The sequence below is a fragment of the Pseudomonas sp. FG47 genome (assembly GCF_057809115.1).
The window spans coordinates 38,433-64,354 of sequence record NZ_JBMDJI010000026.1 but is presented as its reverse complement, the minus strand read 5'-3'; the positions used below and the strand labels follow the sequence as shown (position 1 = coordinate 64,354).

Below are 25,922 nucleotides of genomic sequence, written 5' to 3'. Positions count from 1 at the left end.
ATTGGGCGCCATCATAGCGCCCGAAGAAGGTGTCCAAAATCATTAGGCCAGTTCAAGGCCGCTCCTACAGAGAACGCGAAACACGGGACTTCACTCAGGGCAGGACTCGCGTAAACTACGCCGCCCACGTGGAGGCACCATGCAAGACGACGACTTTTCCCTCTTCCGCAGCCAAGTGCAGGGCGTCAAGCCGATCAAGCACGATCGCGCCGAAGTCGGCAAACCCAAGGCCGACCGCAAGCAACTGGCAGGCCTGCGCCAGGCGGCGACCATCCGCAGCGACCAGACGCTGGTGATTGACGGCCTGTCCGACCAGTTCGTCATCGACGTCGGCGCCGAGGATGAGCTGATGTGGCGGCGTGACGGCGTACAGGAAACCCAGCTGCGCAAGCTCAAGCTCGGCCAGATCGCCTTCGAGGGCAGCCTCGACCTGCACGGCATGAGCGTCGAGAAGGCCCGCGAGACGCTGTGGGCCTTCATCGCCGAAGCGACCAAGCTGGAAGTGCGCTGCGTGCGCGTCACCCACGGCAAGGCCGCGCGCCTGGACGGCAAGCGCCCGATGATCAAGAGCCACGTCAACACCTGGCTGCGCCAGCACCCGCAGGTGCTCGGCTTCGCCTCGTGCCAGGCCCGCCACGGCGGCACCGGCGCGGTGTACGTGATGCTCAAGCGAACCATGCTCGAAGGCCGCGACGAGTGACATCGCGCTTGCAGCGCCGCCGCCGCCGCCGTACCCTTCGTCTTTGCGAAATTTTCCACAGGTAGATCCATGTCCCTGGAACAGAACTACACCGCGATCCTCAGCCAGCTGGGCGAGGACGTCACCCGCGAGGGCCTGCTCGACACGCCCAAGCGGGCCGCGAAGGCCATGAAATACCTTTGCCGCGGTTACGAGCAAACCCTGGAAGAAGTGACCAACGGCGCGTTGTTCACCTCCGACAACAGCGAAATGGTGCTGGTCCGGGATATCGAGCTGTATTCGATGTGCGAACATCACATGCTGCCGTTCATCGGCAAGGCCCATGTGGCCTACCTGCCCAAGGGCAAGGTACTGGGCCTGTCGAAGGTCGCGCGGATCGTCGACATGTTCGCCCGCCGCCTGCAGATCCAGGAAAACCTCAGCCGCCAGATCGCCGAGGCCGTGCAGCAGGTGACCGGTGCAGCTGGCGTGGCGGTGGTGATCGAGGCCAAGCACATGTGCATGATGATGCGCGGCGTCGAAAAACAGAACTCGACCATGCTCACCTCGGTGATGCTCGGCGAGTTCCGCGACAACGCCGCCACCCGCAGCGAGTTCCTCAGCCTGATCAAGTGATCGGCACAGGATTCGAGCCGGCCCCTTGTGGCCGGCTTTTTCATTTCAGGAGTCAAGCATGATCGTCAAAGCCCTGCGGGTCGGCCTCGGCCAGCTCATCGTGTTCGGTGACTGGGTCAGCCGCCCAGCCAAGAAAAAGCGCGACGCCGCGGCTCAGGCCCGTGTGGAACAGCAGGCCAAGGGCTTGGCGCTGTACCAGTTCCATGCCTGCCCGTTCTGCGTCAAGACCCGCCGCGCCCTGCACCGCCTGAACGTGCCGGTGGCATTGCGCGATGCGAAGAACGACGCGCAGCACCGCCAGGCGCTGCTCGAAGGCGGCGGCCGGGTGAAGGTGCCGTGCTTGCGTATCGAGGAAGAAGGCAAGGTGACCTGGATGTACGAGTCCAAGGAGATCATTGCCTATCTGGACAAACGCTTCGCGGCGGTCTGACAGATCGCCATCGAGGGGCCGGTCAATCCACCATCGGCACATGCCGTGGATGGCTGGCCACCCGTGCCAGCCAGGCTCTCACCGCCGGATATTCGCTCAGGTCAAAGCCCCCCTGCTGCGCCACGTGGGTGTAGGCATACAACGCCACGTCGGCGATCGAGTACTGCTCGCCCACCAGGTACGGGGTCATTTCCAGCTGCCTGTTCATCACCTTGAGTGCCTTGTAGCCGCCCTTGTGCAGCTTGCGGTACTCCTCCAGCCGGTCTTGCGGCAGCCCCAGGTAGAACTGGATGAAGCGCGCCACGGCGATGTAAGGCTCATGGCTGTACTGCTCAAAGAACTGCCACTGCAACACCTGGGTGCGCAAGCGTGGCTCGCTGGGCAGGAACTCGCTTCCATCGGCGAGGAAGTTGAGAATCGCGTTGGACTCCCACAGGCAGGTGCCGTCCTCGAGCTTGAGCACCGGCACCTTGCCGTTGGGGTTCATGGCCAGGAACTCAGGGGTTTCGGTTTCACCCTTGAGAATATCCACCGGGTGCCATTCATAGGGGCGGCCCAGCAGGCTCAGCATCAGCTTGACCTTGTAGCAGTTGCCCGATTGGTAATCCCCATAGACCTTGTACATCGCCCCTCCCCTGTTCACGCAGTTGCGTAGTAATGGCCAATAGTTGGCGACTGTACGGCTAAATGCAATGGTTGCTGTATGGCAGCGGTCAGCCCGGCCCGCGGTAGCCTGCAAAAATTGCTTACATCCACAACAAGGAATGCCCCATGACCGATGCTACCTCCGCGCGCCTGCGGCCGCTGGCGGACAGCTCCCCGTCGGCGATCGTCGCTGGCTTCATCGCCATGCTCACCGGCTATACCAGCTCGCTGGTGCTGATGTTCCAGGCCGGCCAGGCCGCGGGCCTGACCAACGCGCAGATCTCTTCGTGGATCTGGGCCCTGTCGATCGGCATGGCAGTGTGCAGCATCGGCCTGTCGCTGCGCTATCGCACGCCGATCACCGTGGCCTGGTCGACCCCTGGCGCTGCGCTGCTGATCACCAGCCTGGGCGGGGTGAGCTACGGCGAGGCGATCGGCGCCTACATCACCTGCGCCGTGCTGGTGCTGATCTGCGGCCTGACCGGTAGCTTCGAACGCCTGGTGCGACGCATTCCCGCTTCGCTGGCCTCGGCCTTGCTGGCCGGCATCCTGTTCAAGATCGGCAGCGAGATCTTCGTCGCCGCCCAGCACCGCACGCTGCTGGTGCTGGGCATGTTCTTCTGCTACCTGCTGGTCAAGCGCCTGTCGCCGCGCTACTGCGTGCTCGCCGCGCTGCTGGTCGGCACCGCGCTGTCCGGCGCCCTGGGGCTGCTGGACTTCAGCGGTTTCCAGCTCGAGGTGGCCACCCCGGTGTGGACCACGCCGAGCTTCTCGCTGGCGGCGACCATCAGCATCGGCATCCCGCTGTTCGTGGTGGCCATGACCTCGCAGAACATGCCAGGGGTCGCCGTACTGCGCGCCGATGGCTACCAGGTACCGGCCTCGCCGCTGATCTCGGCCACCGGCTTCGCCTCGCTGCTGCTGGCGCCGTTCGGTTCGCACGGGGTCAACCTGGCGGCGATCAGCGCGGCGATCTGCACCGGGCCGCATGCCCATGAAGATCCGGCCAAGCGCTATACCGCGGCGGTGTGGTGCGGGATCTTCTATGGCATCGCCGGCACCTTTGGCGCCACCCTGGCGGCGCTGTTCGGCGCCCTGCCCAAGGAGTTGGTGCTGTCGATCGCCGCGCTGGCGCTGTTCGGCTCGATCATGAACGGCCTGAGCGTGGCAATGGGCGAAGCCCGCGAGCGCGAGGCGGCGCTGATCACCTTCATGGTCACGGCGTCGGGACTCACCCTGTTCTCGATCGGCTCGGCGTTCTGGGGCATCGTCGCCGGGGTGCTGACCTTGCTGATCCTCAGCCCGCGCAAGGGCTGAAGCCCGCCCTTGTAGGAGCGGCCTTGTGTCGCGATGGGGCGCGTAGCGGCCCCAGATTTCAGCTGCGCCGCGTAGATCGCCGGGGCCGCTTCGCAGCCCTTTCGCGACACAAGGCCGCTCCTACAGGGGCCATTACAGCCTGAAATGTCCAACCATGCGCTTGAGGTCGACGCCCACCTGCGCCAGCTCGATACTTGAGCGGGCGTTGCCCTCCATCGCCAGCGCCGCCTGATCGGCACTGCCACGAATCTGCGTGACGCTGCGGCTGATCTGCTCGGCCACCGCGCTTTGCTGCTCGGCCGCCGCGGCGATCTGCTGGTTCATCTGCTGGATCAACGACACCGCCGCGGCAATGCCGCCCAGCGCGCTTTCGGTCTGCAGCGCATCCGCCACCGCCAGGCGCACCAGTTCAGTACTGCCACGAATCTGTTGTACCGACGCCTGGGCATTGCCACGTAAGCTGGCGACCAGGCGTTCGATCTGCTCGGTGGACTGGCGGGTACGCCGGGCCAGGGCGCGCACCTCGTCGGCGACCACGGCGAAGCCCTGCCCCTGCTCGCCGGCGCGCGCCGCCTCGATGGCCGCATTGAGCGCCAGCAGGTTGGTCTGTTCGGCCACGCTCTTGATCACCTCGAGCACATCGCCAATGGTATGAATCTCAGCACTGAGGCTGTCGATACCGCTGCTGGCGGTCTCGGCCGCCGCCGCCAATTGCTCGATGCGCCGCATGCCCTGGCGCACCACCTGCTGCCCGGCCTCGACCCGCTCATCGGCGGCCTGGGCCGCTTGCGCCGCCTGCTCGGCATTACGCGCGACATCGTGGACCGTGGCGGTCATCTGCTGCATGGCAGTGGCCACCTGTTCGGTTTCGTCCTTCTGGCTGCCGACCTCGCGGTTGGTCTGCTCGGTCACCACCGACAGCGCCTGGGCGCTGCCCGCCAGTTGCTCGATGCCCTGTTGCAGGCCACTGACGATACCCGACAAACCCTCGGCCATCTGCTGCATGGCCAGCTGCAATTGGCCGACTTCGTCGCCGCGCGCTGCCTGAGCCTGCATCGCCAGCTCGCCGGCGGCAATGCGCCGGGCCTGGCTAATCACCCGCCGCAACGGCGCAACCACGGCACGGGTAATCAGCCAGGCCGCGAGCACACCCACCAGCAGCGCCAGCACGGCGGCAATGGCAATGGCCAGGGCGTTGCGCGCCAACTCAGCCTGCATGGCCTGCTCCTGGGTGGCATAGGCCTGGTCGACCCGCGCCGTGACCTGTTCGGCCCGGGCCTGCAACTGGTTCTTGATCCCCTGCTCCTGGCCGAGCAGGTCGGTGTACTCGTCGAGCTTTTCGGAAAAACTGCCGATATGCCCGGCCACCTCGCCGAGCACGCTCTGGTAGCCGGCATCGGCCACCGCCGCCTTGAGCTGCTCGACCAGGCTGGCCGCTTCCACGGTCTGGGCGATACGACCTTGCGCCAGCGCCTCACTGCCCTTGCGGCTCTGCTCCAGGCGCACCCGCGCTTCATCCATGGCCTGCAACATCAACCGCGCAACCTGCGCCACCTGCCCGGCCTGCTCGAGGAATTCACTGCCCTGCTGGCCCTGGGACTGCTTCAGGGTATAGGTGCCATCGTCGGCCAGGCCGGCCTGCAGCACATCGAGGTTGTTGGCCACGCTGGACACCGACCAGCTGGCCATGTCCAAGGCCAACTCCTTGGCCTGCAGCGCCTGGACGAACTGCTCGAAGGCCTGGCCATAGCCGCCAAGCTCAGCTTCGGCCGAGGCCAACGCGGGCACGCCGCGGGCCCGCTCGATCAAGGCCTGCAAGCCGCTGCGCAGGGCCTCGGCCTGCTTGGGGTCGGAACGCAGGGCGAAGGCCTGCTCGTGCTGGCGCAGCTTGAGCAGGTCGATATTAAACTGGGCCATCAGCCGCAGGTCATCGAAGCGCTGGCCGACGCTGGCCAGGGCGTACACGCCGATGCCGGCCACCACCAGGGTGAGCAGCAACACCAGTGCAAAGCCCAGGCCGAGCTTGCGCGCCATGCCCAGGTTGGCCAATACACCTTGCTTGGAGCCCGTCATCGCCAATCCCCCTGGGTTTTGCCCGGCGAACAATCGCCTGCCCGCAACGGGCCAAGAGTGACAACCACGGCACGCCCCTCACAAGAGGGGGACGGCGCAATGGTGTCATTTGGCTATGAAGGTGTCGCTTTCAGCGCGCTACAGGTCGCCCTGCATGCTGGAAGAACGCCTGGGCCCGCACATCCTGCCCATACGCGACATTGATACGCAGCCACTCGCTGGCCCGCCCCTGCGGGTCGAAAGCGCTGCCCGGGGTCAACAGGACCGAGTGCTCCAGCGCCAAGGCATCCAGTTCGGCGAAATCACGGCCGGGCACCCGCGCCCAGACGAACATGCCACCGAAGGGTTCGCAGAACACCTCCCAGCCGCTGGCTTCCAGTTGGCCAAGCACCTTGGCCATGTGCTGGCCAAGGCGCAAACGCAGGCGCTGCACGCTCTTGCGGTAGCTGCCATTGGCGAGCATCTGCCCGACCACTTGCTCGGCAAAGCGCGAGGTGCCAATGCCACTGATCATCTTCAGCTCCGCCAAGCGAGCGACCAGCGGCGGATCCGCCACCAGGTAGCCAACCCGCAGCGAGCTGCTGAGGGTCTTGGACAAGCTGCCCAGGTAGATCACCCGCTGCTCGCTGTCCAGGGTACTCAAGCGCGTCGCCGGCCCCTCCTGGAAATCCGCGTACAGGTCATCCTCGATGATCCGCAGGTCGTGCTCACGGGCCAGCTCCAGCAGGCGGTAGGCAACTTTCGGGGTTAGGCTGGTGCCGGTCGGGTTCTGGTACAGGCTGTTGATGAACAGGCAGCGTGGCCGGTGCTCGGCCAGCAACTGCTCGAGCACCGCCAGGTCCGGGCCGGTGGTGGTACGCGGCACTTCGAGCATGCGCACCCCATGCAGGCGCAACAGGTTGTAGAGGTTGTAGTAGCCGGGGCGCTCCACCAGCACGGTGTCGCCCGGCACCAGCAACGTGCGTACCAGCAGGTCGAGGGCATGGCTGGCGCCCTGGGTGGTGACGATGCGCTCAGGCTCGGCGCACATGTCCAGGCGCGCCAGGCCCTTGTGCAATTGCAGGCGCAGGCTGGCCAGGCCCTGGGGCGGGCAATAGTCGAACAGCGCCTCGGCGGCGCCGCGGCTGACCTGGCGGATCGCCTGGGCCAGCTCGGCCTCGGCGCGCCAGGCCACCGGCAACCAGCCGCAACCGAGCTTGAGCACATCACCGTGCCCTTCGTGGAACTGCCGCCAGCGACCGTCGCTGGCTTCGCCCCAGGACTCGCCAGCATCGCGCTGCACGCCCGCCTTGCGTTCGGCGACAAAGAAGCCGGCGCCATGCCGTGCCTCCAACCAGCCGCTGGCCACCAGCCGGTCGTAGGCCTCGATGACGCAGGACGCGCTCACCGCCTGGCTGTGCGCCAGGGCGCGAATCGACGGCAAACGCGTGCCAGGGCGCAGACGCTGCTGTTCGATCCAGGCCAGCAACTGTTCGCTCAGTTGCTGGACCAGCGGTGTGGAAAGTTGACGATCCAGGGTGATGTGCATGGCAAGTGTTCGCTGATTTCAGGCAAACAGTTAAGCATAAATGCGCACGGAGTGTGTCTTGGCGAGCCCTGGGGTGAAGCCCGATCCTGTATGGAAACCACCGTACGGACATGCCCGATGCCCAGTCGCCACGCCCCAGCCCTGCTGGCTTTCGCCCTATGCCTGATCACCCTCGCGGTCAACTTGCAGGCACCGTTGTACATCACCTACGCCGAGCTTTCCGGGCGCGGCGCCGCGGCCACCGCCGTGGCCTTCTCCGGCTATGTGCTCGGCGTGTTGCCGGTGCTGCTGGCCCTGGGCGGGCTGGCTGACCGGATCGGGCGCCGGCCGTTGATTCTGGCCGCCCTCGCCCTGTCGATGCTCGCCACCCTGATCATGCTGTTGTCGCCGAGCCTCACCTCACTGGGCGTGGCGCGGCTGTTCCTGGGCCTGGGCACCGGCCTGGCCTCGGCCACCGCCACCGCTTACATGAGCGAGTTGATGGCGCCTGGCGACAGCGGCCAGGCCGCCACCTGGGTAACCGCCAGCACCTCGCTGGGCTTCGGCCTGGGCGCGGCGCTGACCAGCCTGTTCCTGCTGGCCGGCCCGACCCTGACCCCAGGCAGCTTCCACCTGCAACTGGCACTGGCCGCCCTGGCCCTGCTGCTGGTATCGCGCCTGCCCGACCCGCGCCCGGCGCAACGCGGCGCCATGCTGCGCCTGCCCTGCTACCCCACCGGCAGCCTGGCCTATGGCCTGGCGATCCTGCTGGCCTGGGCCTGTGTCGGCCTGGTCATCGCCCTGCTGCCGGGAATTTTGCGCCAGCACGGGCTGAGCGCCTGGTCCGGGTTCTCGACCTTCTGCGTGATCAGTTGCGGGCTGCTGTTCCAGCCCCTGGCGCGGCGCATGGCCAGCGTCCGGGCAACGTTGCTCGGCCTGCTGATACTGCCATGCAGCTATGCCCTGCTGGCCTGGGGCGCCGATCGCGGCAACCTTGCCGGGGTATTGCTGGGCGCGTTCGCCGCCAGCAGTGCCTGCTACGGTTTTATCTACCTGGGCGGGCTGGCGGCGGTGAACCAGTTGGCCGGCAGCGAGAAGACCCGGGCCAGCGCCGGGTTCTTCCTGCTGGCCTACCTGGGCTTCAGCCTGCCGGTGATCTTCACCGGGCTGCTCAGCGACCATCTGGGGGCACGGATGGCGCTAATGGTGTTCGGCGGTCTGTTGGTTCTAGGGTGCGCGGCAGTGGCTCTGGCCTTGTCGAGATCGGCCAAGGCCCTCGCGCTGGTAGATGCCCGCTCCCGCACCGCCTGACACCCCTCAGATCGCCAGGGCACCGCCGTCGACGGTGAGGCTGTGCCCGGTGGTGAACGCCGCGCCATCGCTGCACAGGTACAGCACCGCGCTGGCGATCTCCTCGACCTTGCCGATGCGCCCGACCGGGTGCATTGCCGCGGCGAACTCGGCCTTGCGCGGATCGGCCTCGTAGGCGCGGCGGAACATGTCGGTATCGATCACCGCCGGGCACACCGCGTTGACCCGGATGCCCTTCTTCGCATATTCGATGGCCGCCGACTTGGTCAGGCCGATCACCGCATGCTTGGAAGCGGCGTAAATGCTCATCTTCGGCGCCGCCGACAACCCAGCCACCGAGGCGGTGTTGACAATAGCGCCACCACCTTGGGCCAGCAGCAGGGGCAACTGATACTTCATGCACAGCCACACCCCCTTGACGTTGACACCCATGATCGCGTCGAACTCGGCCTCGCTGCCATCGGCCAGCCGGCCCTGCTCGATCTCGATACCGGCGTTGTTGAAGGCATAGTCCAGCCGCCCATAAGCTGCGATGGCTTGCTCGTGCAACTGGCGCACCTCGCGGTCCTGAGTCACGTCGCAGGCGACGAACAGCGCCTCGCCGCCAGCCTGGCGAATCAGCGCCACGGTGGCCTCGCCGCCCACCACATCGCGATCGGCGACCACCACCTTCAGGCCCTCGGCGGCGAACGCCTGGGCCGTGGCCCGGCCGATACCCGCCGCGCCGCCGGTGACCAGGGCAACCTGGCCGGAGAAAGTCATGCTCATCACTGGCTCCTGCAAAAGGATGGGAAGTCGTGGCTGAGTCTAGTCAGGGCCCCATCGAGCTGGGCAGCATCATCAAGGGCACGGTTGGACTACTATCGTTCGCGGTGATCTTGCGTGACGCGCCCCATTCAACCCGCCGATCATCAGCCCTTCACACTCGTTCAGGAGAATTCGCCATGCCCAACACCAACCGCCGTTTCCTGCTGACCAAGCGCCCGGTCGGCGCCGTGCGCCGTGACGACTTCACCTACGAGCAGGTGCCCGCCAGCGAGCCGGGCGAAGGCCAGGTCCTGGTGAAGAACCTCTACCTGTCGCTGGACCCGGCCATGCGCGGCTGGATGAACGAAGGCAAGTCGTATATTCCCCCGGTGGGCCTGGGCCAGGTAATGCGTGCCCTTGGCGTCGGCGAGGTGGTCAGCTCCAGGCATCCGGACTACAAGCCCGGCGACCATGTCAGCGGCGCCCTGGGCGTGCAGGACTATTTCACTGGTGAACCCCAGGGCCTGCACAAGATCGACTCGCGCCTGGCCCCCCTGCCGCGCTACCTGTCGGCACTGGGCATGACCGGCATGACCGCCTACTTCGCCCTGCTCGACGTCGGCCAGCCCAAGGCCGGCGAAACCGTGGTGATCTCCGGCGCCGCCGGCGCGGTCGGCAGCATTGCCGGGCAGATCGCCAAGCTCAAGGGTTGCCGCGTGGTCGGCATTGCCGGTGGCGCGCAGAAGTGCCAGTACCTGCTGGATGAGCTGGGCTTCGACGGGGTCATCGACTACAAGGCCGAAGACCTGCTCGCCGGGCTCAAGCGCGAATGCCCCAAGGGCGTGGATGTGTACTTCGACAACGTCGGCGGCGAGATCCTCGACGCGGTGCTGTCGCGCCTGAACTTCAAGGCGCGGGTGGTGATCTGTGGCGCCATCAGCCAGTACAACAACAAGGAGGCGGTCAAGGGCCCGGCCAACTACCTGTCACTGCTGGTCAATCGCGCGCGCATGGAAGGCTTCGTGGTGATGGACTACGTCAAGGAGTACGGCAAGGCCGCGCAAGAGATGGCCGGCTGGCTGGCCAGCGGCAAGGTCAAGAGCAAGGAGGATGTGGTGGAGGGTTTGGAGACCTTCCCCGAGACGCTGCTCAAGCTGTTCAGCGGGGAGAATTTCGGCAAGTTGGTGCTGAAGGTTTGATCGCCGCGGAGGGCCTGTAGCAACGGGCTTACCAGCGATGGGCCGCAAAGCGGCCCCACCGCTGTCCAATCAACCGCGGATTTCAGCCACCACGGCAGCCAGCGCCTGGGCCGGATCCGCCGCCTGGCTGATCGGACGGCCGATCACCAGGTAATCGGAGCCAGCATCCAGCGCCTGACGCGGGGTCAGGATACGGCGCTGGTCATCCTGGGCACTGCCAGCCGGGCGAATACCCGGGGTCACCAGTTGCAGCGACGGATGCGCAGCCTTCAGTGCCGGCGCTTCCAGCGCCGAGCACACCAGGCCGTCCATGCCGGCCTTCTGCGCCAATGCCGCCAGGCGCAGCACCTGCTCCTGCGGGTCGACATCCAGGCCGATACCGGCCAGGTCCTCGCGCTCCATGCTGGTCAGCACGGTCACGCCGATCAGCAACGGCTGCGGGCCGCTGCGCTTGGCCAGCTCTTCACGGCAAGCCGACATCATGCGCAGGCCACCGGAGCAATGCACGTTGACCATCCACACACCCATCTCGGCCGCGGCCTTGACCGCCATGGCGGTGGTGTTGGGGATATCGTGGAACTTGAGGTCGAGGAACACTTCGAAGCCCTTGCTGCACAAGGTCTCGACGATGCCCGCAGCGCTGCTGGTGAACAGTTCCTTGCCCACCTTGACCCGGCACAGGGCAGGGTCGAGCTGGTCGGCCAGCTTCAGGGCGGCGTCACGGGTAGGGAAATCCAGGGCGACGATCAGGGGCGTCTGGCAGGCGGACATGGGCAGGGTCTCTTGGCAAGTCGTAAACGGCGCGCATTGTAAACGAAGTGGGGCCGGGTTGGGGGCCGCAGGTCATGAGAATTGGCCCGCCGGAGCGCGACTCCTATAATGGAACCAACAGCTGCCAGCACGGCTCGAATGCCATGCAAGCAGCGTCCTATACACGCTCAGGAGGAATTTCGATGCCTTGGTATGCCTGGTTGATACTTGTCATCGCACTCGGGTCTATCGTCGGCGGGTTGCTGCTGCTGCGCGATACGGCGAAAAAGCTGCCATTGACCGACGAGCAGTTGAAGAAGGTGCATGAGCGCAATGCCGAGGCCGATGCCAAGGATGCGCAAGAGCGCTAAGCTGGCCCTCCCCTCACAGCCGACCGCCTAGCGGCTGGCCGGCTGCCTCGCATGCTTACTCGATGGTCAGTTGATCACGGTTGCGGTCCAGCAACGCCTTGCCAATGCCCTTGATTTCCAGCAACTCATCCACCGAGGCAAATGGCCCGTGCTCGTCGCGGTACATCACGATGGCGTCGGCCTTGGCCTTGCCAATGCCGTTGAGCGCCTTTTGCAAGGTCGCGGCGTCGGCGGTGTTGAGGTTCAGCTTTACCGAGGAAGAAGCAGTGGCAACCACTGGCACCACCGAATCGACGGTTGCTGTAGCAGGTGCCGCGGTGGCGGAGAATGCCAGGCTTGCGAATAGCGGAAGCAGCAGATGGGAAAGGACGATGTTGCGCATCATGTTCACTCCTGTGGCTCAATGGGTTGGCAGCGTTTCCGTGGCTGCCTGATCAAGCTAGCAAGAGGTGAATCCGGAGGCGATTCGGCAAGTATTGCAAAAGTAAACTTGGTTGAAGGTGCCGCCAAGCCAGCAAACCCTGGGTGACAGGGCGTTCGAGTGGAGCTCTGACGGCTGAGGGTGCGCTTGCCTACAGCGCCAGTTTATTGCGCCTAAATCCTCAACGGAAATAACCAGCGCCAATAGGCTCGTTTACAACTTCGCCCCTTCAGCCCCGCCCAGGACAACCTGTAGGAGCCGGCCTTGCCGGCGAAGCGCCGCACACGCGGCGCCCGATCTTTAAGGGATCATCCTCGCCAAACGCTTAGCGCATAGCCCCTGCAGGCAGCAACGAATCGCCAAGCCCGATGGTATCGGTCGCAGCGTTGGTGCGAGCGATATCGGCTGCGACCAGCACCGCCGCCAGCGCGATGAACATTTCGTAAATGAAGCCCACGTTGAACAGCACCACATCGACAAAAATGAAGCAGACCGAGTGCAGGAAGAAAAACGCGAGGAACCCCGTACTGGCAACCGGCATGTCGCGCAGCAGGCTCATCGACCTGAACGCACCGGACATCTTCAGCAACGGCAAGCCCAGCCAGAGGCCGGACAGGAACAAATAGAACAGCGGGTTGAGCAGGTGCGAAACGTTTTCCAGGTAATAGTAGTAACTGGCTTCAGTACTGACCCCGAGGATTTCCGCCACATTGATGTTGTGCAGGTTGGTCTCGCCCTGGGCATTGTGCGAGGTCAGCAGCGGCACCGCATCGGTGTAATCGAACCAGTGGTAGCCCCAGCTGGTTTCTTCACCGAACGCGAACAGGCTGACAGCAGCATAGAGGGCTAGCCAGCAGCGCTCCACGGTGGAGCGCGAACGCATGAACAGAATGACGAACAGGCCGAAGGCCACGGCCCAAAGCACCGCTGAGAGCACCTCGAGGAAGGAGTCTTCATTCGTGCTCAGGATCTGCTCGGTGACCAGCCATTTGAGGGACGAGGACTCGACCCAGGCGTAGTTATCGACAGCGCAGAGGAGGTACAACGCTACTACGAATACAACAGAAGCGCTCAAGTAGGGGAGCTTCGACATCCACTTCGAAATCATTGAATTAACTGTCCATTTTGGAGTTACTTTCTCGCACGGTATGCGCTGAACCTAGCTCTGTATCGGCAGCTTTATGACACACTTGAGGAGTCAAAACACACAAATACTAATAAGATTAATTTTCATTTGAAAGCAATAGTAAATTGCCTTATCTCTCGAGGCGTTACATCCTACACGTACTGCATAAGCTTGAGCGATCAATGGCAGGCGTCCCTAGTTTCGTAGGCGCCTCTATGTAGTGGCCAACTCATCCCGGACACGGTTTTGAGTTTTCTTCAGCTTTCGCCGGAGCCAGTCCATTGTTGAACTGATGAGGCCGGATCCAGTTGTAGTGGCTCGTCAGGTGCTGGCCAATGTCTCGTTGAGCTTGCTGCCCGGTCAGGTAGCCCGTGGTCGGTATCCACTCTGATTTCAAGTTGCGAAATACTCGCTCCATCGGTGCATTATCCCAGCAGTTGCCTCGGCGGCTCATGCTCTGGCCCATGCGGTAGCGCCACAGTCTCTGGCGGAACTGACGGCTGCCATATTGCGGGCCCTGTCAGAGTGGAAAGTAGTCCTTGGGGCTTTCCGCGTTGTTCGTAAGCCACCTCCAGCGCTTTGACCACCAGGTCTGCATCCGGCTTCTCTAATAAGGCCCAACCCACCACTCTGCGTGAGATCCAGGACAACTGCCAGATAATGCCATTTGCCCTATGCCCTATGCCCAGACATAGGTGATGTCGCCACACCAGACCAGACCTGACCAGACCAGACCAGACCAGACCTGATTTGGCACTTCGACATCAAACGCTCGGTTCAAGATATTCGGAGTATCTGGCCGCTCCACTGTGGCCTTTTTGTACGCATGCGACCCAGGCTGCTTGCTGCCCAACGGCAGCTCACGCATCAGTCTGCGCACCTTGAACCGCCCGATTTTCTCACCCTCTTCTTGCATCATCATCTTGATACTGCAGCTGCCGGGCGCACTTCGTCCACGCGTGAATAACTCATTCACTCGACTACGTAACCTCAGTCGCTCAACGTTCGGTGTTCGCCTTCTATGACGATGTGCGGAGTAACTCGAGCGAGTGACTTCAAACACTTCGCACAAACAATCAACGGGCTCATGGTCGCTGAGCTGGCGGATCAGTGCGTAGGCTCGAGATCTTCCGACATCAAGAGCGCGGTAGCCTTTTTTGTATCGATTTTTCGCGTTCAAGGCGCGTGATCCGGGCTTCCAGCTCTTGGATTTTTTACTGCTCTGGCGTCAACGCTTTGCTGGCCGGCGCGATGCCGCCGCGCTCCTGCTGAAGCTGATTAACCCATCGGCGTAGGGCCGATTCCACCAAGCCGAGCGAACGGGCCGCTTCGGCATGACTGTAGCCTTGATCGAGCACCAGGCAGGCGGCTTCGCGCTTGAACTCAGGGGTAAAGGCACGGCGTTGCTTGGTCATCGGACACCTCTGTTTGGCGAGCATTCTCGCCTAAATGGGTGTCCGAGGTTAGTAGACCACTACATGGAGAGCTTACGACTCTTCGCATTTAGCGCCAGGAGGCATCGTAGCAGGGTACGCAGGTGCTTTGGATGTGAGAGTGAGGAACTCTTACTAATGGACAACGAAATTGTTGGGCGCTAGTATTCCAGGTGGAAACCGCGCGGAGAGAGTATGAAGATTTGTATAACGGGGGCGACGGGCTACATCGGCCAAGCTTTGACAGCTATGTTATCCGAACAACAAAGCATTGATGTCAAACTGCTCAGCCGAGATGATTGTCGTGCCCTCCAGGAGTACGAGTCTGATTTTTCTGCTGTCGAAAGCCGGATAATAGAAAAAGTCAGAGGGTCAGATGCAGTCATTCACCTGGCCGGAAGGGCTCACATACTAAACGGCAATGATAAATATGCGGAGGAAGAATTTCACTTTGTAAACGTGGCGCTAACTGCAAGCTTAGCACGACTGTCAGTTGCATTAAGCGTCAGGCAATTCATATTTATTAGCTCTATCGGTGTAATAGGCGACACAAGCACAAGTGTTTTATTTTCCGAATCCTCAAACACAAACCCAAAAACAACATATGCAAAGAGCAAACTCACCGCTGAGAAGGTACTGGCAGAAATATTGGAGCCTAGTAGTACGTCGCTAACCATCATAAGGCCTCCACTAGTATTTTCCGCCAATGCGCCGGGAAACTTTAACCGACTCCTGCGCGCTGTAAAGACATTTCCAGTTCTCCCCTTTCGAAACACCAGAAGCGTCCGAAGCTTGATTAGCCTGGATAATCTTGTTGACTTTATTTTTACTTGCGCCACTCATCCAGGCGCGATGGGTGAGACATTTGTAATTTCAGACATAACAATATCAGTCCGAGAGCTGATAGAACTGCTTGCCAAAGGCATGGGACGGAAGGTTGTATTACTTCCAATCCCTCTTGATTTAACTAGAGGGATTGCTAGACTACTGCGAAAAGAACGGGCACATAACCAACTATTTGGATCTCTAATTATAGACAGCGCGAAGGCAACCAGGCTGTTAGGATGGACCCCAAAATCCGACCCTAAGGAGCTACTCATACTTTCGGGATATAAGTATAACATCGATAATAACTAAGATTCTCGTAAGCGCTCCATGAACCCCAGATCCAAAGCGCTAAGCTGATCCCCGTTGCTGTGCTCCTGATTTCTTTCTGGAGCCTGCCTGCCATGATGCGACCCGGCACCAAAGTCGAAAAGTGTAACTTTACCCCAAGCTTGTTGACTTTCGAAAATCCATCGATAGCCTAGCCGCACTGGCCAAACTAGATATCAAGGCGGAGGTGTTCGACCGGTGCTTTTCGTCTTCCTCAACAAGCCGCGCAACCGCGTGGAGATCTTGTATTGGGGACGCAACGGTTTCGGCCTGTGGCTCAAGCGCTTGGGCTCCAAACGGTTCAAAACCTCCCCCGATCCGATTGACATCGCCGACACCGCAATTACCACTCGTCGACGAAGCGGAAAGCCTGGCCTAATCCTTGGATGAGGCTAGAGACGAAGAAGTGGTTGAGCGGATCAAACGCCGTGGCAAGCTAAAGACGCTGCCGGCTGATTTGCCGCGTATCGAAGTTATCCATGAGCTGACCTGCGCTTGCGGCTGGTGCAAACGTGCCATCGATGAAGAAACCAGCGAACAACTTTAAAGCGTGGTAGCAACGACTAAAGCTAACCATCGAGAACCCTATGCGTGGCTGCGCCACGCACCGGAACGCCTGCCGCGGTCGTCCTCAAGGGAAGAATACGAAGTGCTACTGCCGTGGAATTTTACACCTCAAATACACAGCTAAGTGCGCTGTCCATCGTTCGTCAGGTGGGATTTATGGAGCATTTCCAGAAGCCCTATTAAAAGTCCCAGTTTCTGGCTAGGACTTTCTATTTCAGCGCCTATCCGGATGAGTAAGCCCTAGTTTAGAACGAAGCCATATGCGGATTTTTGCTGCCAAAGCAGGAGTGAGTCCAGACAAAATAACATTTGCGGTAGCTATCCAGTAGCGCGGCATTCCCCAGCACTTAATATATTTAGAAAATAGAACTTTAAGATATCTTCTTCTACTCCCAGGATCGCGCTGCATAACCTGGAACTCATGCGCAGTCAATACGGTCCTAGGCCCTAAGAACGCGGATAAAAAACGAGGCGGATATACAATACCGGCGCTCGAATAATCAAGCAGCTGAAAATTTTCCACCAGTACTTTTTCCCATAATGAAAAAAGCTCATAACTCGTATCGCAAGGATAACTCAGCGAGATATTCATCCCCTCTTTGGCAAGCCAGAGCCTGACTAAGGTTTGCTCTGGCGTTTCACGAAAAGAGGTATTTCCCGAGAAGTTTCCGAAAACTCTAACTCGAGTTGACCTGTTTCCTTGAAGCAGCGAAGCGACATCAGGCAGATCGCCCCCCCAGAAACTAGCCATATCCTCTTTAGTGCCAAACTGAACCAGGTCAGAAATGTGGAACAGGAAGGGAATTTTTAGATGATTCCGAAGAAACAAACTAGTGACTACAATTTTTCGCGACAAAAAAGCAAGGGTCTCGTGTTTCGATGTTAGTTCAGGCCTAATGCAAATATTATCGTTTAATAGTATGTGGTCTGCACGCATTTTCAAAACAAACGGGCGTGTGGATCGCTGAATACCCGTCAATGTAGAAACCATCTGTCTCGCTACATTGTTAACATTACCTAGCGGTTCCACTAGCGGGGCAGGCTGTTTTGTAACTATCAGATGATCTATAGACGAAAGGTCTGAAGTGTCCTCTCCCTCCCAAGTAGATACGATTATTTCTGCATATGGCAAAAATTTCCTAATAGACTTCACTGTAGCATTTGCTCCATCCAAGGCGCTCGAGAGCGGTCCTTGGATGACAACGCTTATATCTTTGGAGGGGACCTTTGCACTCATATTAAAGATCTACTCACCGATGCCCTATTAGCGTCAAGATACCCATGGCCATATGGTAAACAAATCCATGGATGCGACGATATAGATTCAGGGCCCGGCCAAAATTCTTCCTATTCAGATTGGATAGCGCTAAGAGGTAGAGCAGGCGCTTTTTTTCTGCCTTTAAGAGCCAGGTTTTAGGCGCACCCAGCGCACTTCTCGCAGCATCTTTGATTAGCTCATAAGATTCGCTCTGGCTAAAGCGATCGGTTCCCTCCGAGTGCCCTATCTCGGCAACTATTATACCAAAAGCTTTTTGGCGGATAAAATTTTGGGCAGGAGAGTGCGCGGGAGAGTTTTCTATGCAGATTTTAATTGCGTGAGCAAGGTCCTTCAGTTTCTTCTCCCGATCAACATCGCTCCAAGCGGAGGTCAATTGCCCCGACTGACCTACTCGGTATCTATATAAAGGGGCGCAGACAAAAGAAAATATATTGTTATCGCTGTAAAGGGAGGCGATAGCCGGTAGCTCCTCATAGTACTTCAAGTTCAACGAGAGAGTACTGACATCCATTGCACCACGCCTAAAGAAGTGCACCCAGAATGTATGATTAAACCCAGCCGTTATGCTGGTAACATTTTTTGCTTTGTCTGCACGGTACCAGCGAAGCTCTTTATTAATGTGCGGCGTATAAGAACATACAATGTTTTCAGAGAGAGTATCAAAAACCTCGAAGCCGAATACTACAACGTCTGAGTTGTATTTTTCTGCCGATGAAACCAGCATTTGAATAGCGTCATGATCAAGTAAGTCGTCAGAATCCATGACTAATAGGTAATCACCTTCAGCTGAACTGATACCTAATTTACGCGCTTTGTTTGCACCTTTCTCTTTGCTATCTATGACGCGGACCCGGGAGTCAGAAGCCGCGAGTTTTTCGAGATATGCTAGTAGTTCAAATTGTGTGGAGTGGTCGTTAACTAGAACAAGCTCGAAGTTGGTGTAGCTCTGAGAGAGAATCGACTCAACACAATTTTCGAAGTAAGGCCAGGAGTTATGCACGGGCATAACAACTGAGACTTTTGATACTCTTCCCTTTGTAGGGAGAGGGGATATTTTACTCGTCGGCGTAGCATGAGCGTCGGCTCTATTATAACGAATTGATTCAAAACGGCTTTCGTGCTTAGAGTGATATTTTGGAAATGCAATGCTGAACTTTTGATCTTCGAGGAAAATAAAGTTAGATCTCAGCAGCGCTTCACTCTCTTTCTCTTTCTCTGCATCCCAGTCAGCATAGTCAATCAAATCAATGTCGAAAGACTTTTTAAAGCAGTTTACAGCAATGTATTGTTCGGGCGCCAAGCGAGCTTCTTCGTTAAGGCGAAAGCGCTCTGGATGAACGCGCTCAACAAAATACTCAGCCTCACTTTTAGTTTGCAATGGGAGATCCCACAGCAACAGCATGTCTTGTTTCAGCCCGAAATGCACATGATCCGATATATGGAAGAGCAACTTCCAATTGAAAAATGGCGTGGCCTGATAGTAGCGAACTGGGTTGCGCGACGTGAGATTATTAGAAACTATTCTGCGCTCGAACAAACTATAGTTTGTTCGACTGAATGTATCGGAGCTATAGGTTTCTATAAAGTCTATGGATTTTAGAACAATATCCGTGCGCAACTTTAAGCAGTACTTACGAGTAGCCTGCTTTAGCCCTGCGACAGTACTTACAATTTGCCGATTAACATTGTTGGCTAACGACTCTGGGCTCGCCTTCTGTGCACCCGGGTCGGGATTTTCTAAGAATAGATCAATGAGAGGTGACGGCGGCTCCTCCCCTGCCCAAGTCGATACTATAATTTCAGCATCAGGAAGGAGAAGTCGAACGCTATTTACCGCAGCTTGTGTTATTGACTGCCGCCCATAGTTATAGCTTCTATGGACAATAGGCCCCTGAATAATTACAGAGATCTCCGAGGAATCAATCTTCATAAATCAAAGCTCTTCATAGATCATGCCAGATATCACGGAATATATTTATCGTGCAAGGCGCCGGGGGTCTTTACCACAACATTAACAGTATCCGTCAGCGCTCGAAAGTCAGTCATGTCGCCGGGTTCAATGATTATGATGTCCCCTGAGGAGTACTCTATCCCATTCATAAGGACACGCCCTTCAACGATTAGAGTAATCTCGGTTGCAACTTTATGATAATGAGATGCCTCGTAGTCACCAGCAGTGTAACGTTTCAAACCAACTTCACAGGCTTCGGTGGCAAAGCTTGTCGGGTTGAAAGCTCCGACAAACCACCCACGGGTCATATCATCCAGCTTAAAGGTTTTCATGCGCTACCTCTTCCTGCACTTACTTCATACGCCTCCAACTGACGTTCAGTTTTCAATGGTGTGTACTGATCGCTATTGATAGGAAAGACGCCGACCTTAAAGCCCTTTAGAATAATTTCATTAAAAACTGGGCAGATGTAGAACTTACCATTGACGCGGGCATCTTTACGAATCATCGACATTGCGCACTGGACAAATAATGCACCATTGGCGAACCAGTAAATCCCTCCCGTTGCGTTGTTACTGATTGGGTTTTTTTCAGCTGCTTCAGTCACGAGTCCTGCATCACCGAGCCTCACATAGGAGTAGCGCGGATGCACAGAGGGGAATGTGATTGTGCCAGCTGCTAACTTACGATCACGGAATGATTGAACAATTTCTACAAGGTCTGCACGAACCAGTTCGTTAGCGTTCATGATCAGAAGCTCTTGATCATTATCTATATGGTGAACGCCTGAAAGAATAGTGCACGCAGCACCTTGAGTGCGCTCACTCACACCAAACACTTCAGCTCGATCACTCAGGCGCTGCGCAACGTGATCCAAGTGGAACTTATCAATTTGAGCTTGTTGAAAAGCGAAGATAATTTTTTCTGGATTTAGGCCAGCACTCTCCGACACCAAGCGTTGCAATAGAGGAATACCGTTTACCTCGGTAAGGCAGCTTGGATAGTCATCCCCACCGGCACCATGAGATGAGCCTGCTGAAAGAATTAGAATATTCATGCATCGGCCTCGCCAGCATCGATCTTTTTAATCCGAGCCATAATATTTTCCAAATTCACATCAGCCACTTCTCTAACGACTAGGACATGCGCTCCCGCCGCAGTGGCTGCGCGGACGCCATTGTCATTGTCTTCTACAACAAGGCATTCATGCGGCTTCAGCCCCAAGTCTTCAATGGCTTTAGCGTAAATATCAGGAAAAGGTTTTGGCCTTTGAACATCTTCATTGGAAAGCATAAAGTCCAAGTATTGGTCGAGATGAGTGTACATCATCATCATTACAACTGTATTTTTTATTGAATTAGAAGCAACGGCCAGCCGGTATCCTCCCGCTTTAAGTTTTGACAGGGCATACTCATGCACAAACAAAGGTTTGCATTGTGTGTGGACCAGCTCCATCGTATATATTTGCTTCATCTCATTGATAAACTTGTGCAGACCTGCTGGTAGTCCGCGCTGGGATGTTAGCATTTCGAGTTTGGTTGAGGTAGGCAGCCCATCATAGGTTGTGAGATGCTCATCACGACTAATTTCATGACCAAACAGCCTGAGTGCTTGGTTCAGCGCCTCATAGTGCCAGTCTTTTGCCTCAACCAGAACTCCGTCCATGTCAAAAATTACAGCTCTAATCATTTTGCTTCTCCGAAGAAAAACTCAGTTGCTTCCTCTGGAAAATCAGTGCAGAGCATAAAATTCTCAGAGGATATTTGAGATAGCATTTCCCATTGCTTAGAGGGATTCCGCTTATGCAGATCTTCCGAGACGATGCAAACTCTTTTATTCCTATGAAGCATCTCTAATATCAGCGCATTGTCATACCAGACGCTATCGAAACCATCCAGCCAAATACCACGTGCTTGATCCACCCAAGCAGGTATCCTCTCAACCTCGCTCATCCTTATGAAGACTGGATTTCCGGCGTTAAGATGAGCTTTTGTATCTGGTATGGACATGTCAAAAACAAACCAATCCAAATCGGGATACTTACCAAACGCTACCTTAAGCACATTTGCTAAGCCGTCGGCTTTTATATTGACTGCTAGAGGTAAAGCCCGGTTATTTACTATGGACAAGAACTGATCTAGTGTAATTTCGCTACCCGATGGCATGTCATGAGATATCAGCAATAATCCACCGCAGTCTCGAACGTCAGTTTCAGTACCATAGCCAAGCTCAAAGGAACGATTAAAAGCAATTTCTTGGTTTTTTTCTGTTTCTGCTTTCCAGTACCCTCTATGGGACATGATAATCATAACTGGACCTGAGCAGCTTTTACTGAAAGTGGTAGTGCTAAGAAAATATCTAGGTCGGCTGGGATACCCAGACCATACATCCCGTCAGCTTCAGAGCCGATATTGTAAACACCTACTTTCTTGTCGCCACTTATAATTTTGTCATAAGCGGGGGCAACATAAAACTCGCCATTCACCCGCTCATTGTTCAAGATCATTGCCTCAGCAGCCCTGACAAACTCTTCGCCATGTCGGAAATTATAAATTCCAACAGTTGCCTCATCAGAGATAACTTCTTTCTCTACGACGCGACTGACACTTCCATTGGCATTAAACCCCACATAGGACCACTTAGGATCATCAGCACTCATAGTCATGATCAAACCATCCAGCCCCTCACTATCAATCCTGGAAAGATAATCATCAATATCGCAATCAACATACTGATCACTATTTGCAATCATAAGGGGTGACGAGTTACAAATGTATTCTTTTGCAGCAAGCACTGTGCATGCTGCCCCTTCTGTTACGCCATCGATTTCAATTACAATTGACCCAGAAGCCCACCTTTTTAGCTTCTCTTGGAGAGCATACTTACTTGCATGCTCTCGCTGAACGATAAATATGAAACGATGCTCGCATTTTGGACGTAGATTCTCTATAACAACCCGAATCATCGGTACGCCGTGAATTTTGATTAATGGCTTTGGATCAACGTACCCGGCTTTGGAAAATCTGCTCCCAGCACCCGCCATGGGTATGACGATGTTAAGCATAGTTAACTCCTTTTTGATTATCTTCAAACACACCTTCCGCTACCACTCTTCCATGGTCTAAACGCATATAGCGTGCGCAAAATTGCTGTGCTTGATGATCATTGTGGGTTACGAGAATCAGGCTCATCCCGTCTTGTTGCATTGAACGGATTCGCTCAAAGCATTTTTGCTGAAACTCCGAGTCACCCACTGCCAATATTTCATCTGCTAGCAATATTGTTGGCCGGACATGAACCGCAATAGAGAAACCTAGTCTCATGTACATGCCGGAAGAATAGTGCTTTACAGGGGTGTCAATAAACTTACCCAACCCTGAAAATTCTACTACTTCGCTATATATTTCTCGGGTTTCTTTATTTGTTAGTCCGTAAAGAGAGGCATTGAGATAGATGTTTTCCTGCCCAGTCAACTCCGGGTGAAAACCTACGCCAAGTTCGATAAGAGGTGCAATTCGGCCTTTTACTGCAATAGATCCGCTCGTTGGAAGCATGACACCTGCGAGCAACTGCATCAGTGTGCTTTTGCCAGATCCATTATGCCCCAGCAATGCCAAAGACTCGCCCGTCCCTAACTGGAAGGAAATGCTGTCTAGCACCTTAATTTTTTCAGAGGTCAGACGACTTCGCTTATCCCACATGCCTACTACGCGCTGTTTTAGCGTCCTATGCGGTGTGTGGTGGAGTGTAAATATCTTACTGACACCCTGAACATTTATAATTGAAGTAGTCATAATTCTTCTACAATGGTTTTACTTTCTTTACGGAAGATTACAAATCCGAAAACCAACACCGTCAGACCAAGAAGAAGGCACCCGGCTAGAGCCTGAACGCTCGGAGAAATCCCGGCATAGAGGATGCTATTAAAAGCATCAAAAAAAACATTCAAAGGATTAAGTTCAATCCAAGATCTCACCTCGGAAGTCAATGCCTCAGGCTGCCAAACGATAGGGGTTAGCCAGAATAGGATTGGCATCAAAACTTCTACTAGATGTTTTATGTCCCGCAATTTCACATAGAGCACGGAAAAAATTAAGCTGATACCCAGTGCGAAAGATAAAAAACCTATAAATACAATGGGATAATATAGCATTGACCAAGAGAGCGAGCCACCAAGAGGCAAAAATGCCGCCATATAAACCGCGAGAGAGGTCAGCCAGAATATCAGAACTGTTCCTGCACCTGCAACGGGCAAGAGAACACGGTCGAAATTAATTTTCTTTATAAGATTTCCGTTTCCGTACAGCCAATCACAGCTCTGGAGTACTAATTGAGAAAAAAGTGTCCAATGCAGTATCCCTGTGACCAAATGAAGAACATACTTAGGATCGGGATTCGAAAATATGAACTTAAAGACAACTAAAAAGGTCAGGGTTGTCAGCAATGGACTACCTAGGGACCACAAGAACCCTAGTGCGGACCCCATATATCTGACTCTAATATCTTTCTTGACTAAGTTTGCCACTAGATCAAAATTCGCCCTGCTCATTCGCGCCTTCCGCAGCCCATCGGTAATATAGAAATATCGCGAAACTGCCTATCCGCGAGTCCCGTAGGGAAAGTGTGTAGATCTTGAGTGCATTTGGCGTGCTAGGCTTTGTCGAGCCTTCCCGTCTTGCATGCAACTCCACGTCACAGCTCCAGCCTGCTAGAGGCTGGCTATATCCCTTAGCGGAATTATGGCCTTTTTCGGAAAAACTGTCTTCCCTTTTGCTCTACCAGCCAGCAGATTGGCCGGTGGACTCGGGACCTCCCCAGTCAGGGGCCGCCTGTAGTAGTCTACTAACCCCGGACACCCATTTAGGCGAGAATGCTCGCCAAACAGAGGTGTCCGATGACCAAGCAACGCCGTGCCTTTACCCCTGAGTTCAAGCGTGAAGCCGCCTGCCTGGTGCTCGATCAAGGCTACAGCCATGCCGAAGCGGCCCGTTCGCTCGGCTTGGTGGAATCGGCCCTACGCCGATGGGTTAATCAGCTTCAGGAGGAGCGCGGCGGCATCGCGCCGGCCAGCAAAGCGTTGACGCCAGAGCAGTAAAAAATCTAAGAGCTGGAAGCCCGGATCACGCGCCTTGAACGCGAAAAATCGATACAAAAAAGGCTACCGCGCTCTTGATGTCGGAAGATCTCGAGCCTACGCACTGATCCGCCAGCTCAGCGACCATGAGCCCGTTGATTGTTTGTGCGAAGTGTTTGAAGTCACTCGCTCGAGTTACTCTGCACATCGTCATAGAAGGCGAACACCGAACGTTGAGCGACTGAGGTTACGTAGTCGAGTGAATGAGTTATTCACGCGTGGACGAAGTGCGCCCGGCAGCTGCAGTATCAAGATGATGATGCAAGAAGAGGGTGAGAAAATCGGGCGGTTCAAGGTGCGCAGACTGATGCGTGAGCTGCCGTTGGGCAGCAAGCAGCCTGGGTCGCATGCGTACAAAAAGGCCACAGTGGAGCGGCCAGATACTCCGAATATCTTGAACCGAGCGTTTGATGTCGAAGTGCCAAATCAGGTCTGGTGTGGCGACATCACCTATGTCTGGGCATAGGGCAAATGGCACTATCTGGCAGTTGTCCTGGATCTCTATGCACGCAGAGTGGTGGGTTGGGCCTTATCAGAAAAGCCGGATGCAGACCTGATGGTCAAAGCACTGGAGGTGGCTTACGAACACCGCGAAAGCCCCAAGGACTACTTTCCACTCTGACAAGGGCCCGCAATATGGCAACCGTCAGTTCCGCCAGAGACTGTGGCGCTACCGCATGCGCCAGAGCATGAGCCGCCGAGGCAACTGCTGGGATAATGCACCGATGGAGCGAGTATTTCGCAACTTGAAATCAGAGTGGATACCGACCACGGGCTACCTGACCGGGCAGCAAGCTCAACGAGACATTGGCCAGCACCTGACGAGCCACTACAACTGGATCCGGCCTCATCAGTTCAACGATGGACTGGCTCCGGCGAAAGCTGAAGAAAACTCAAAACCGTGTCCGGGATGAGTTGGCCACTACAACCAGCGCCGCCAAGCCATCAATGAATTTTCGGAAGCCAATGGGTTTGGGGTAGAGATAGATTTTTCGACTTTAGGTGTCGAGGTACATCATGGCGTGCGGGTTCCAGAAAAAATCGCGAGCACAGCATCGACGATCAGAATATCGCTCTGAATGTGAGGTTCATGGAGCGCTTACTTTCATACAAAATCCAGATACCATTTACCGGCGATGAGATTGCCCAAGGTGTTTACGCATTGTCGCAGAACCGCGACTAGAACCGGAA

Annotated in this window: 26 protein-coding genes and 3 pseudogenes; 11 read left to right on the top strand and 18 right to left on the bottom strand. The window is 56.6% G+C overall.

Features of this window, described 5'->3' with window-relative positions:
* The first annotated feature begins 139 nt into the window (after positions 1–139).
* From ACODS5_RS18340 to ACODS5_RS18330, 3 genes are all read left to right on the top strand, one after another.
* A complete protein-coding gene (locus ACODS5_RS18340; RefSeq protein ID WP_134693723.1) occupies positions 140–700 on the top strand; it encodes a Smr/MutS family protein in 561 nt (186 codons plus the stop codon).
* A 69-nt stretch (positions 701–769) separates the two neighbouring features.
* On the top strand, positions 770–1,315 hold the full coding sequence (gene folE / locus ACODS5_RS18335; protein ID WP_134693722.1) for a GTP cyclohydrolase I FolE: 546 nt from the start codon (positions 770–772) through the stop codon (positions 1,313–1,315).
* Positions 1,316–1,373: 58 nt separating this feature from the next.
* Positions 1,374–1,745, top strand: a complete 372-nt coding sequence (locus ACODS5_RS18330; protein WP_489109341.1) for a glutaredoxin family protein — start codon at positions 1,374–1,376, stop codon at positions 1,743–1,745.
* A gap of 22 nt (positions 1,746–1,767) precedes the next feature.
* Here the strand turns inward: ACODS5_RS18330 and ACODS5_RS18325 are convergent, their stop codons facing one another.
* On the bottom strand, positions 1,768–2,370 hold the full coding sequence (locus tag ACODS5_RS18325) for a glutathione S-transferase family protein (protein ID WP_134693720.1): 603 nt from the start codon (positions 2,368–2,370) through the stop codon (positions 1,768–1,770).
* A gap of 146 nt (positions 2,371–2,516) precedes the next feature.
* Between ACODS5_RS18325 and ACODS5_RS18320 the strand changes: the two genes are divergently transcribed.
* A complete protein-coding gene (locus tag ACODS5_RS18320; RefSeq protein ID WP_134693719.1) occupies positions 2,517–3,707 on the top strand; it encodes a benzoate/H(+) symporter BenE family transporter in 1,191 nt (396 codons plus the stop codon).
* A 132-nt stretch (positions 3,708–3,839) separates the two neighbouring features.
* Here the strand turns inward: ACODS5_RS18320 and ACODS5_RS18315 are convergent, their stop codons facing one another.
* The 3 genes and pseudogenes from ACODS5_RS18315 to ACODS5_RS18305 all read right to left on the bottom strand — a co-directional run bounded on the left by ACODS5_RS18315 (position 3,840) and on the right by ACODS5_RS18305 (position 7,308).
* Positions 3,840–4,703, bottom strand: a complete 864-nt coding sequence (locus tag ACODS5_RS18315) for a methyl-accepting chemotaxis protein (protein WP_489109343.1) — start codon at positions 4,701–4,703, stop codon at positions 3,840–3,842.
* Positions 4,698–4,925 (bottom strand): annotated as a pseudogene (locus tag ACODS5_RS18310) (HAMP domain-containing protein); the annotation flags it as partial. The pseudogene ACODS5_RS18310 and the gene ACODS5_RS18315, both read right to left, overlap by 6 nt.
* 985 nt (positions 4,926–5,910) lie before the next feature.
* A complete protein-coding gene (locus ACODS5_RS18305) occupies positions 5,911–7,308 on the bottom strand; it encodes an aminotransferase-like domain-containing protein (RefSeq protein ID WP_134693717.1) in 1,398 nt (465 codons plus the stop codon).
* Positions 7,309–7,425: 117 nt separating this feature from the next.
* On the opposite strand from ACODS5_RS18305, the gene ACODS5_RS18300 reads away from it, so the two are divergent.
* Complete coding sequence (locus ACODS5_RS18300) at positions 7,426–8,598, top strand: MFS transporter (RefSeq protein WP_489109340.1); 1,173 nt, start codon at positions 7,426–7,428, stop codon at positions 8,596–8,598.
* Between the two features lie 6 nt (positions 8,599–8,604).
* Here ACODS5_RS18300 and ACODS5_RS18295 read toward each other — a convergent pair whose 3' ends face one another.
* On the bottom strand, positions 8,605–9,366 hold the full coding sequence (locus ACODS5_RS18295) for an SDR family oxidoreductase (RefSeq protein ID WP_489109339.1): 762 nt from the start codon (positions 9,364–9,366) through the stop codon (positions 8,605–8,607).
* Positions 9,367–9,542: 176 nt separating this feature from the next.
* Here ACODS5_RS18295 and ACODS5_RS18290 point away from each other — a divergent pair, with 176 nt between their 5' ends.
* Positions 9,543–10,544: an NADP-dependent oxidoreductase gene (locus ACODS5_RS18290; protein ID WP_489109338.1), complete on the top strand. Its 1,002-nt coding sequence runs from the start codon at positions 9,543–9,545 to the stop codon at positions 10,542–10,544.
* Positions 10,545–10,613: 69 nt separating this feature from the next.
* Here the strand turns inward: ACODS5_RS18290 and pyrF are convergent, their stop codons facing one another.
* Positions 10,614–11,315 carry an orotidine-5'-phosphate decarboxylase gene (gene pyrF / locus ACODS5_RS18285; protein WP_094010694.1) on the bottom strand — a complete coding sequence of 234 codons (702 nt, stop codon included), beginning with the start codon at positions 11,313–11,315 and terminating at the stop codon, positions 10,614–10,616.
* Between the two features lie 182 nt (positions 11,316–11,497).
* On the opposite strand from pyrF, the gene ACODS5_RS18280 reads away from it, so the two are divergent.
* Positions 11,498–11,665 (top strand): DUF2897 family protein, encoded by a 168-nt coding sequence (locus ACODS5_RS18280; protein ID WP_134693713.1) that lies wholly within the window; start codon positions 11,498–11,500, stop codon positions 11,663–11,665.
* A gap of 55 nt (positions 11,666–11,720) precedes the next feature.
* On the opposite strand, the gene ACODS5_RS18275 is transcribed toward ACODS5_RS18280, so the two are convergent.
* The 3 genes and pseudogenes from ACODS5_RS18275 to ACODS5_RS18265 all read right to left on the bottom strand — a co-directional run bounded on the left by ACODS5_RS18275 (position 11,721) and on the right by ACODS5_RS18265 (position 14,627).
* On the bottom strand, positions 11,721–12,047 hold the full coding sequence (locus ACODS5_RS18275) for a ComEA family DNA-binding protein (protein WP_134693748.1): 327 nt from the start codon (positions 12,045–12,047) through the stop codon (positions 11,721–11,723).
* Between the two features lie 364 nt (positions 12,048–12,411).
* Positions 12,412–13,179: a hypothetical protein gene (locus tag ACODS5_RS18270; protein WP_489109337.1), complete on the bottom strand. Its 768-nt coding sequence runs from the start codon at positions 13,177–13,179 to the stop codon at positions 12,412–12,414.
* 212 nt (positions 13,180–13,391) lie between these two features.
* Positions 13,392–14,627 (bottom strand): annotated as a pseudogene (locus ACODS5_RS18265) (IS3 family transposase).
* Positions 14,628–14,840: 213 nt separating this feature from the next.
* On the opposite strand from ACODS5_RS18265, the gene ACODS5_RS18260 reads away from it, so the two are divergent.
* The 3 genes from ACODS5_RS18260 (at position 14,841) to ACODS5_RS18250 (ending at position 16,491) form a co-directional block, all read left to right on the top strand.
* Positions 14,841–15,782 carry an NAD-dependent epimerase/dehydratase family protein gene (locus tag ACODS5_RS18260; RefSeq protein ID WP_489109336.1) on the top strand — a complete coding sequence of 314 codons (942 nt, stop codon included), beginning with the start codon at positions 14,841–14,843 and terminating at the stop codon, positions 15,780–15,782.
* A gap of 216 nt (positions 15,783–15,998) precedes the next feature.
* A complete protein-coding gene (tnpB, locus tag ACODS5_RS18255; RefSeq protein ID WP_489109335.1) occupies positions 15,999–16,190 on the top strand; it encodes an IS66 family insertion sequence element accessory protein TnpB in 192 nt (63 codons plus the stop codon).
* Between the two features lie 160 nt (positions 16,191–16,350).
* Positions 16,351–16,491, top strand: a complete 141-nt coding sequence (locus ACODS5_RS18250; protein WP_489109334.1) for a transposase domain-containing protein — start codon at positions 16,351–16,353, stop codon at positions 16,489–16,491.
* A gap of 90 nt (positions 16,492–16,581) precedes the next feature.
* Here ACODS5_RS18250 and ACODS5_RS18245 read toward each other — a convergent pair whose 3' ends face one another.
* Genes ACODS5_RS18245 through ACODS5_RS18205 form a run of 9 tightly spaced genes read right to left on the bottom strand, consistent with a single transcriptional unit; the run spans position 16,582 to position 24,146 of the window.
* Positions 16,582–17,604 carry a WavE lipopolysaccharide synthesis family protein gene (locus tag ACODS5_RS18245; protein WP_489109333.1) on the bottom strand — a complete coding sequence of 341 codons (1,023 nt, stop codon included), beginning with the start codon at positions 17,602–17,604 and terminating at the stop codon, positions 16,582–16,584.
* 13 nt (positions 17,605–17,617) lie between these two features.
* Entirely contained in the window at positions 17,618–19,576 is a 1,959-nt protein-coding gene (locus tag ACODS5_RS18240; RefSeq protein ID WP_489109332.1) for a WavE lipopolysaccharide synthesis family protein, read from the bottom strand.
* Positions 19,577–19,608: 32 nt separating this feature from the next.
* Positions 19,609–19,929, bottom strand: coding sequence for a cupin domain-containing protein (locus ACODS5_RS18235; protein ID WP_134694149.1), 321 nt, complete (start codon positions 19,927–19,929; stop codon positions 19,609–19,611).
* On the bottom strand, positions 19,926–20,654 hold the full coding sequence (locus ACODS5_RS18230; RefSeq protein WP_489109331.1) for a glycosyltransferase family 2 protein: 729 nt from the start codon (positions 20,652–20,654) through the stop codon (positions 19,926–19,928). The genes ACODS5_RS18235 and ACODS5_RS18230 overlap by 4 nt, the downstream gene beginning before the upstream one ends.
* On the bottom strand, positions 20,651–21,286 hold the full coding sequence (locus tag ACODS5_RS18225) for an HAD family hydrolase (RefSeq protein WP_134694147.1): 636 nt from the start codon (positions 21,284–21,286) through the stop codon (positions 20,651–20,653). Before ACODS5_RS18225 ends, ACODS5_RS18230 begins: the two co-directional genes overlap by 4 nt.
* Positions 21,283–21,906 carry a PI-PLC domain-containing protein gene (locus tag ACODS5_RS18220; RefSeq protein WP_489109330.1) on the bottom strand — a complete coding sequence of 208 codons (624 nt, stop codon included), beginning with the start codon at positions 21,904–21,906 and terminating at the stop codon, positions 21,283–21,285. Before ACODS5_RS18220 ends, ACODS5_RS18225 begins: the two co-directional genes overlap by 4 nt.
* Entirely contained in the window at positions 21,903–22,661 is a 759-nt protein-coding gene (locus ACODS5_RS18215; protein ID WP_134694145.1) for a glycosyltransferase family 2 protein, read from the bottom strand. The genes ACODS5_RS18220 and ACODS5_RS18215 overlap by 4 nt, the downstream gene beginning before the upstream one ends.
* Complete coding sequence (locus ACODS5_RS18210; protein ID WP_489109329.1) at positions 22,654–23,391, bottom strand: ABC transporter ATP-binding protein; 738 nt, start codon at positions 23,389–23,391, stop codon at positions 22,654–22,656. The genes ACODS5_RS18215 and ACODS5_RS18210 overlap by 8 nt, the downstream gene beginning before the upstream one ends.
* Positions 23,388–24,146, bottom strand: coding sequence for an ABC transporter permease (locus ACODS5_RS18205; protein ID WP_134694143.1), 759 nt, complete (start codon positions 24,144–24,146; stop codon positions 23,388–23,390). The genes ACODS5_RS18210 and ACODS5_RS18205 overlap by 4 nt, the downstream gene beginning before the upstream one ends.
* A gap of 345 nt (positions 24,147–24,491) precedes the next feature.
* On the opposite strand from ACODS5_RS18205, the pseudogene ACODS5_RS18200 reads away from it, so the two are divergent.
* Positions 24,492–25,645 (top strand): annotated as a pseudogene (locus ACODS5_RS18200) (IS3 family transposase).
* Positions 25,646–25,922 lie beyond the last annotated feature (277 nt).

What these genes read in the sequence shown, in the direction of transcription:
- ACODS5_RS18340 (WP_134693723.1), top strand. Translation starts at nt 140, where the DNA reads ATGCAAGACGACGACTTTTCCCTCTTCCGCAGCCAAGTGCAGGGCGTC.
- folE (WP_134693722.1), top strand. Translation starts at nt 770, where the DNA reads ATGTCCCTGGAACAGAACTACACCGCGATCCTCAGCCAGCTGGGCGAG.
- ACODS5_RS18330 (WP_489109341.1), top strand. Translation starts at nt 1,374, where the DNA reads ATGATCGTCAAAGCCCTGCGGGTCGGCCTCGGCCAGCTCATCGTGTTC.
- ACODS5_RS18325 (WP_134693720.1), bottom strand. Translation starts at nt 2,370, where the DNA reads ATGTACAAGGTCTATGGGGATTACCAATCGGGCAACTGCTACAAGGTC.
- ACODS5_RS18320 (WP_134693719.1), top strand. Translation starts at nt 2,517, where the DNA reads ATGACCGATGCTACCTCCGCGCGCCTGCGGCCGCTGGCGGACAGCTCC.
- ACODS5_RS18315 (WP_489109343.1), bottom strand. Translation starts at nt 4,703, where the DNA reads ATGGCCGAGGGTTTGTCGGGTATCGTCAGTGGCCTGCAACAGGGCATC.
- ACODS5_RS18305 (WP_134693717.1), bottom strand. Translation starts at nt 7,308, where the DNA reads ATGCACATCACCCTGGATCGTCAACTTTCCACACCGCTGGTCCAGCAA.
- ACODS5_RS18300 (WP_489109340.1), top strand. Translation starts at nt 7,426, where the DNA reads ATGCCCAGTCGCCACGCCCCAGCCCTGCTGGCTTTCGCCCTATGCCTG.
- ACODS5_RS18295 (WP_489109339.1), bottom strand. Translation starts at nt 9,366, where the DNA reads ATGAGCATGACTTTCTCCGGCCAGGTTGCCCTGGTCACCGGCGGCGCG.
- ACODS5_RS18290 (WP_489109338.1), top strand. Translation starts at nt 9,543, where the DNA reads ATGCCCAACACCAACCGCCGTTTCCTGCTGACCAAGCGCCCGGTCGGC.
- pyrF (WP_094010694.1), bottom strand. Translation starts at nt 11,315, where the DNA reads ATGTCCGCCTGCCAGACGCCCCTGATCGTCGCCCTGGATTTCCCTACC.
- ACODS5_RS18280 (WP_134693713.1), top strand. Translation starts at nt 11,498, where the DNA reads ATGCCTTGGTATGCCTGGTTGATACTTGTCATCGCACTCGGGTCTATC.
- ACODS5_RS18275 (WP_134693748.1), bottom strand. Translation starts at nt 12,047, where the DNA reads ATGCGCAACATCGTCCTTTCCCATCTGCTGCTTCCGCTATTCGCAAGC.
- ACODS5_RS18270 (WP_489109337.1), bottom strand. Translation starts at nt 13,179, where the DNA reads ATGTCGAAGCTCCCCTACTTGAGCGCTTCTGTTGTATTCGTAGTAGCG.
- ACODS5_RS18260 (WP_489109336.1), top strand. Translation starts at nt 14,841, where the DNA reads ATGAAGATTTGTATAACGGGGGCGACGGGCTACATCGGCCAAGCTTTG.
- ACODS5_RS18245 (WP_489109333.1), bottom strand. Translation starts at nt 17,604, where the DNA reads ATGAGTGCAAAGGTCCCCTCCAAAGATATAAGCGTTGTCATCCAAGGA.
- ACODS5_RS18240 (WP_489109332.1), bottom strand. Translation starts at nt 19,576, where the DNA reads ATGAAGATTGATTCCTCGGAGATCTCTGTAATTATTCAGGGGCCTATT.
- ACODS5_RS18235 (WP_134694149.1), bottom strand. Translation starts at nt 19,929, where the DNA reads ATGAAAACCTTTAAGCTGGATGATATGACCCGTGGGTGGTTTGTCGGA.
- ACODS5_RS18230 (WP_489109331.1), bottom strand. Translation starts at nt 20,654, where the DNA reads ATGAATATTCTAATTCTTTCAGCAGGCTCATCTCATGGTGCCGGTGGG.
- ACODS5_RS18225 (WP_134694147.1), bottom strand. Translation starts at nt 21,286, where the DNA reads ATGATTAGAGCTGTAATTTTTGACATGGACGGAGTTCTGGTTGAGGCA.
- ACODS5_RS18220 (WP_489109330.1), bottom strand. Translation starts at nt 21,906, where the DNA reads ATGATTATCATGTCCCATAGAGGGTACTGGAAAGCAGAAACAGAAAAA.
- ACODS5_RS18215 (WP_134694145.1), bottom strand. Translation starts at nt 22,661, where the DNA reads ATGCTTAACATCGTCATACCCATGGCGGGTGCTGGGAGCAGATTTTCC.
- ACODS5_RS18210 (WP_489109329.1), bottom strand. Translation starts at nt 23,391, where the DNA reads ATGACTACTTCAATTATAAATGTTCAGGGTGTCAGTAAGATATTTACA.
- ACODS5_RS18205 (WP_134694143.1), bottom strand. Translation starts at nt 24,146, where the DNA reads ATGAGCAGGGCGAATTTTGATCTAGTGGCAAACTTAGTCAAGAAAGAT.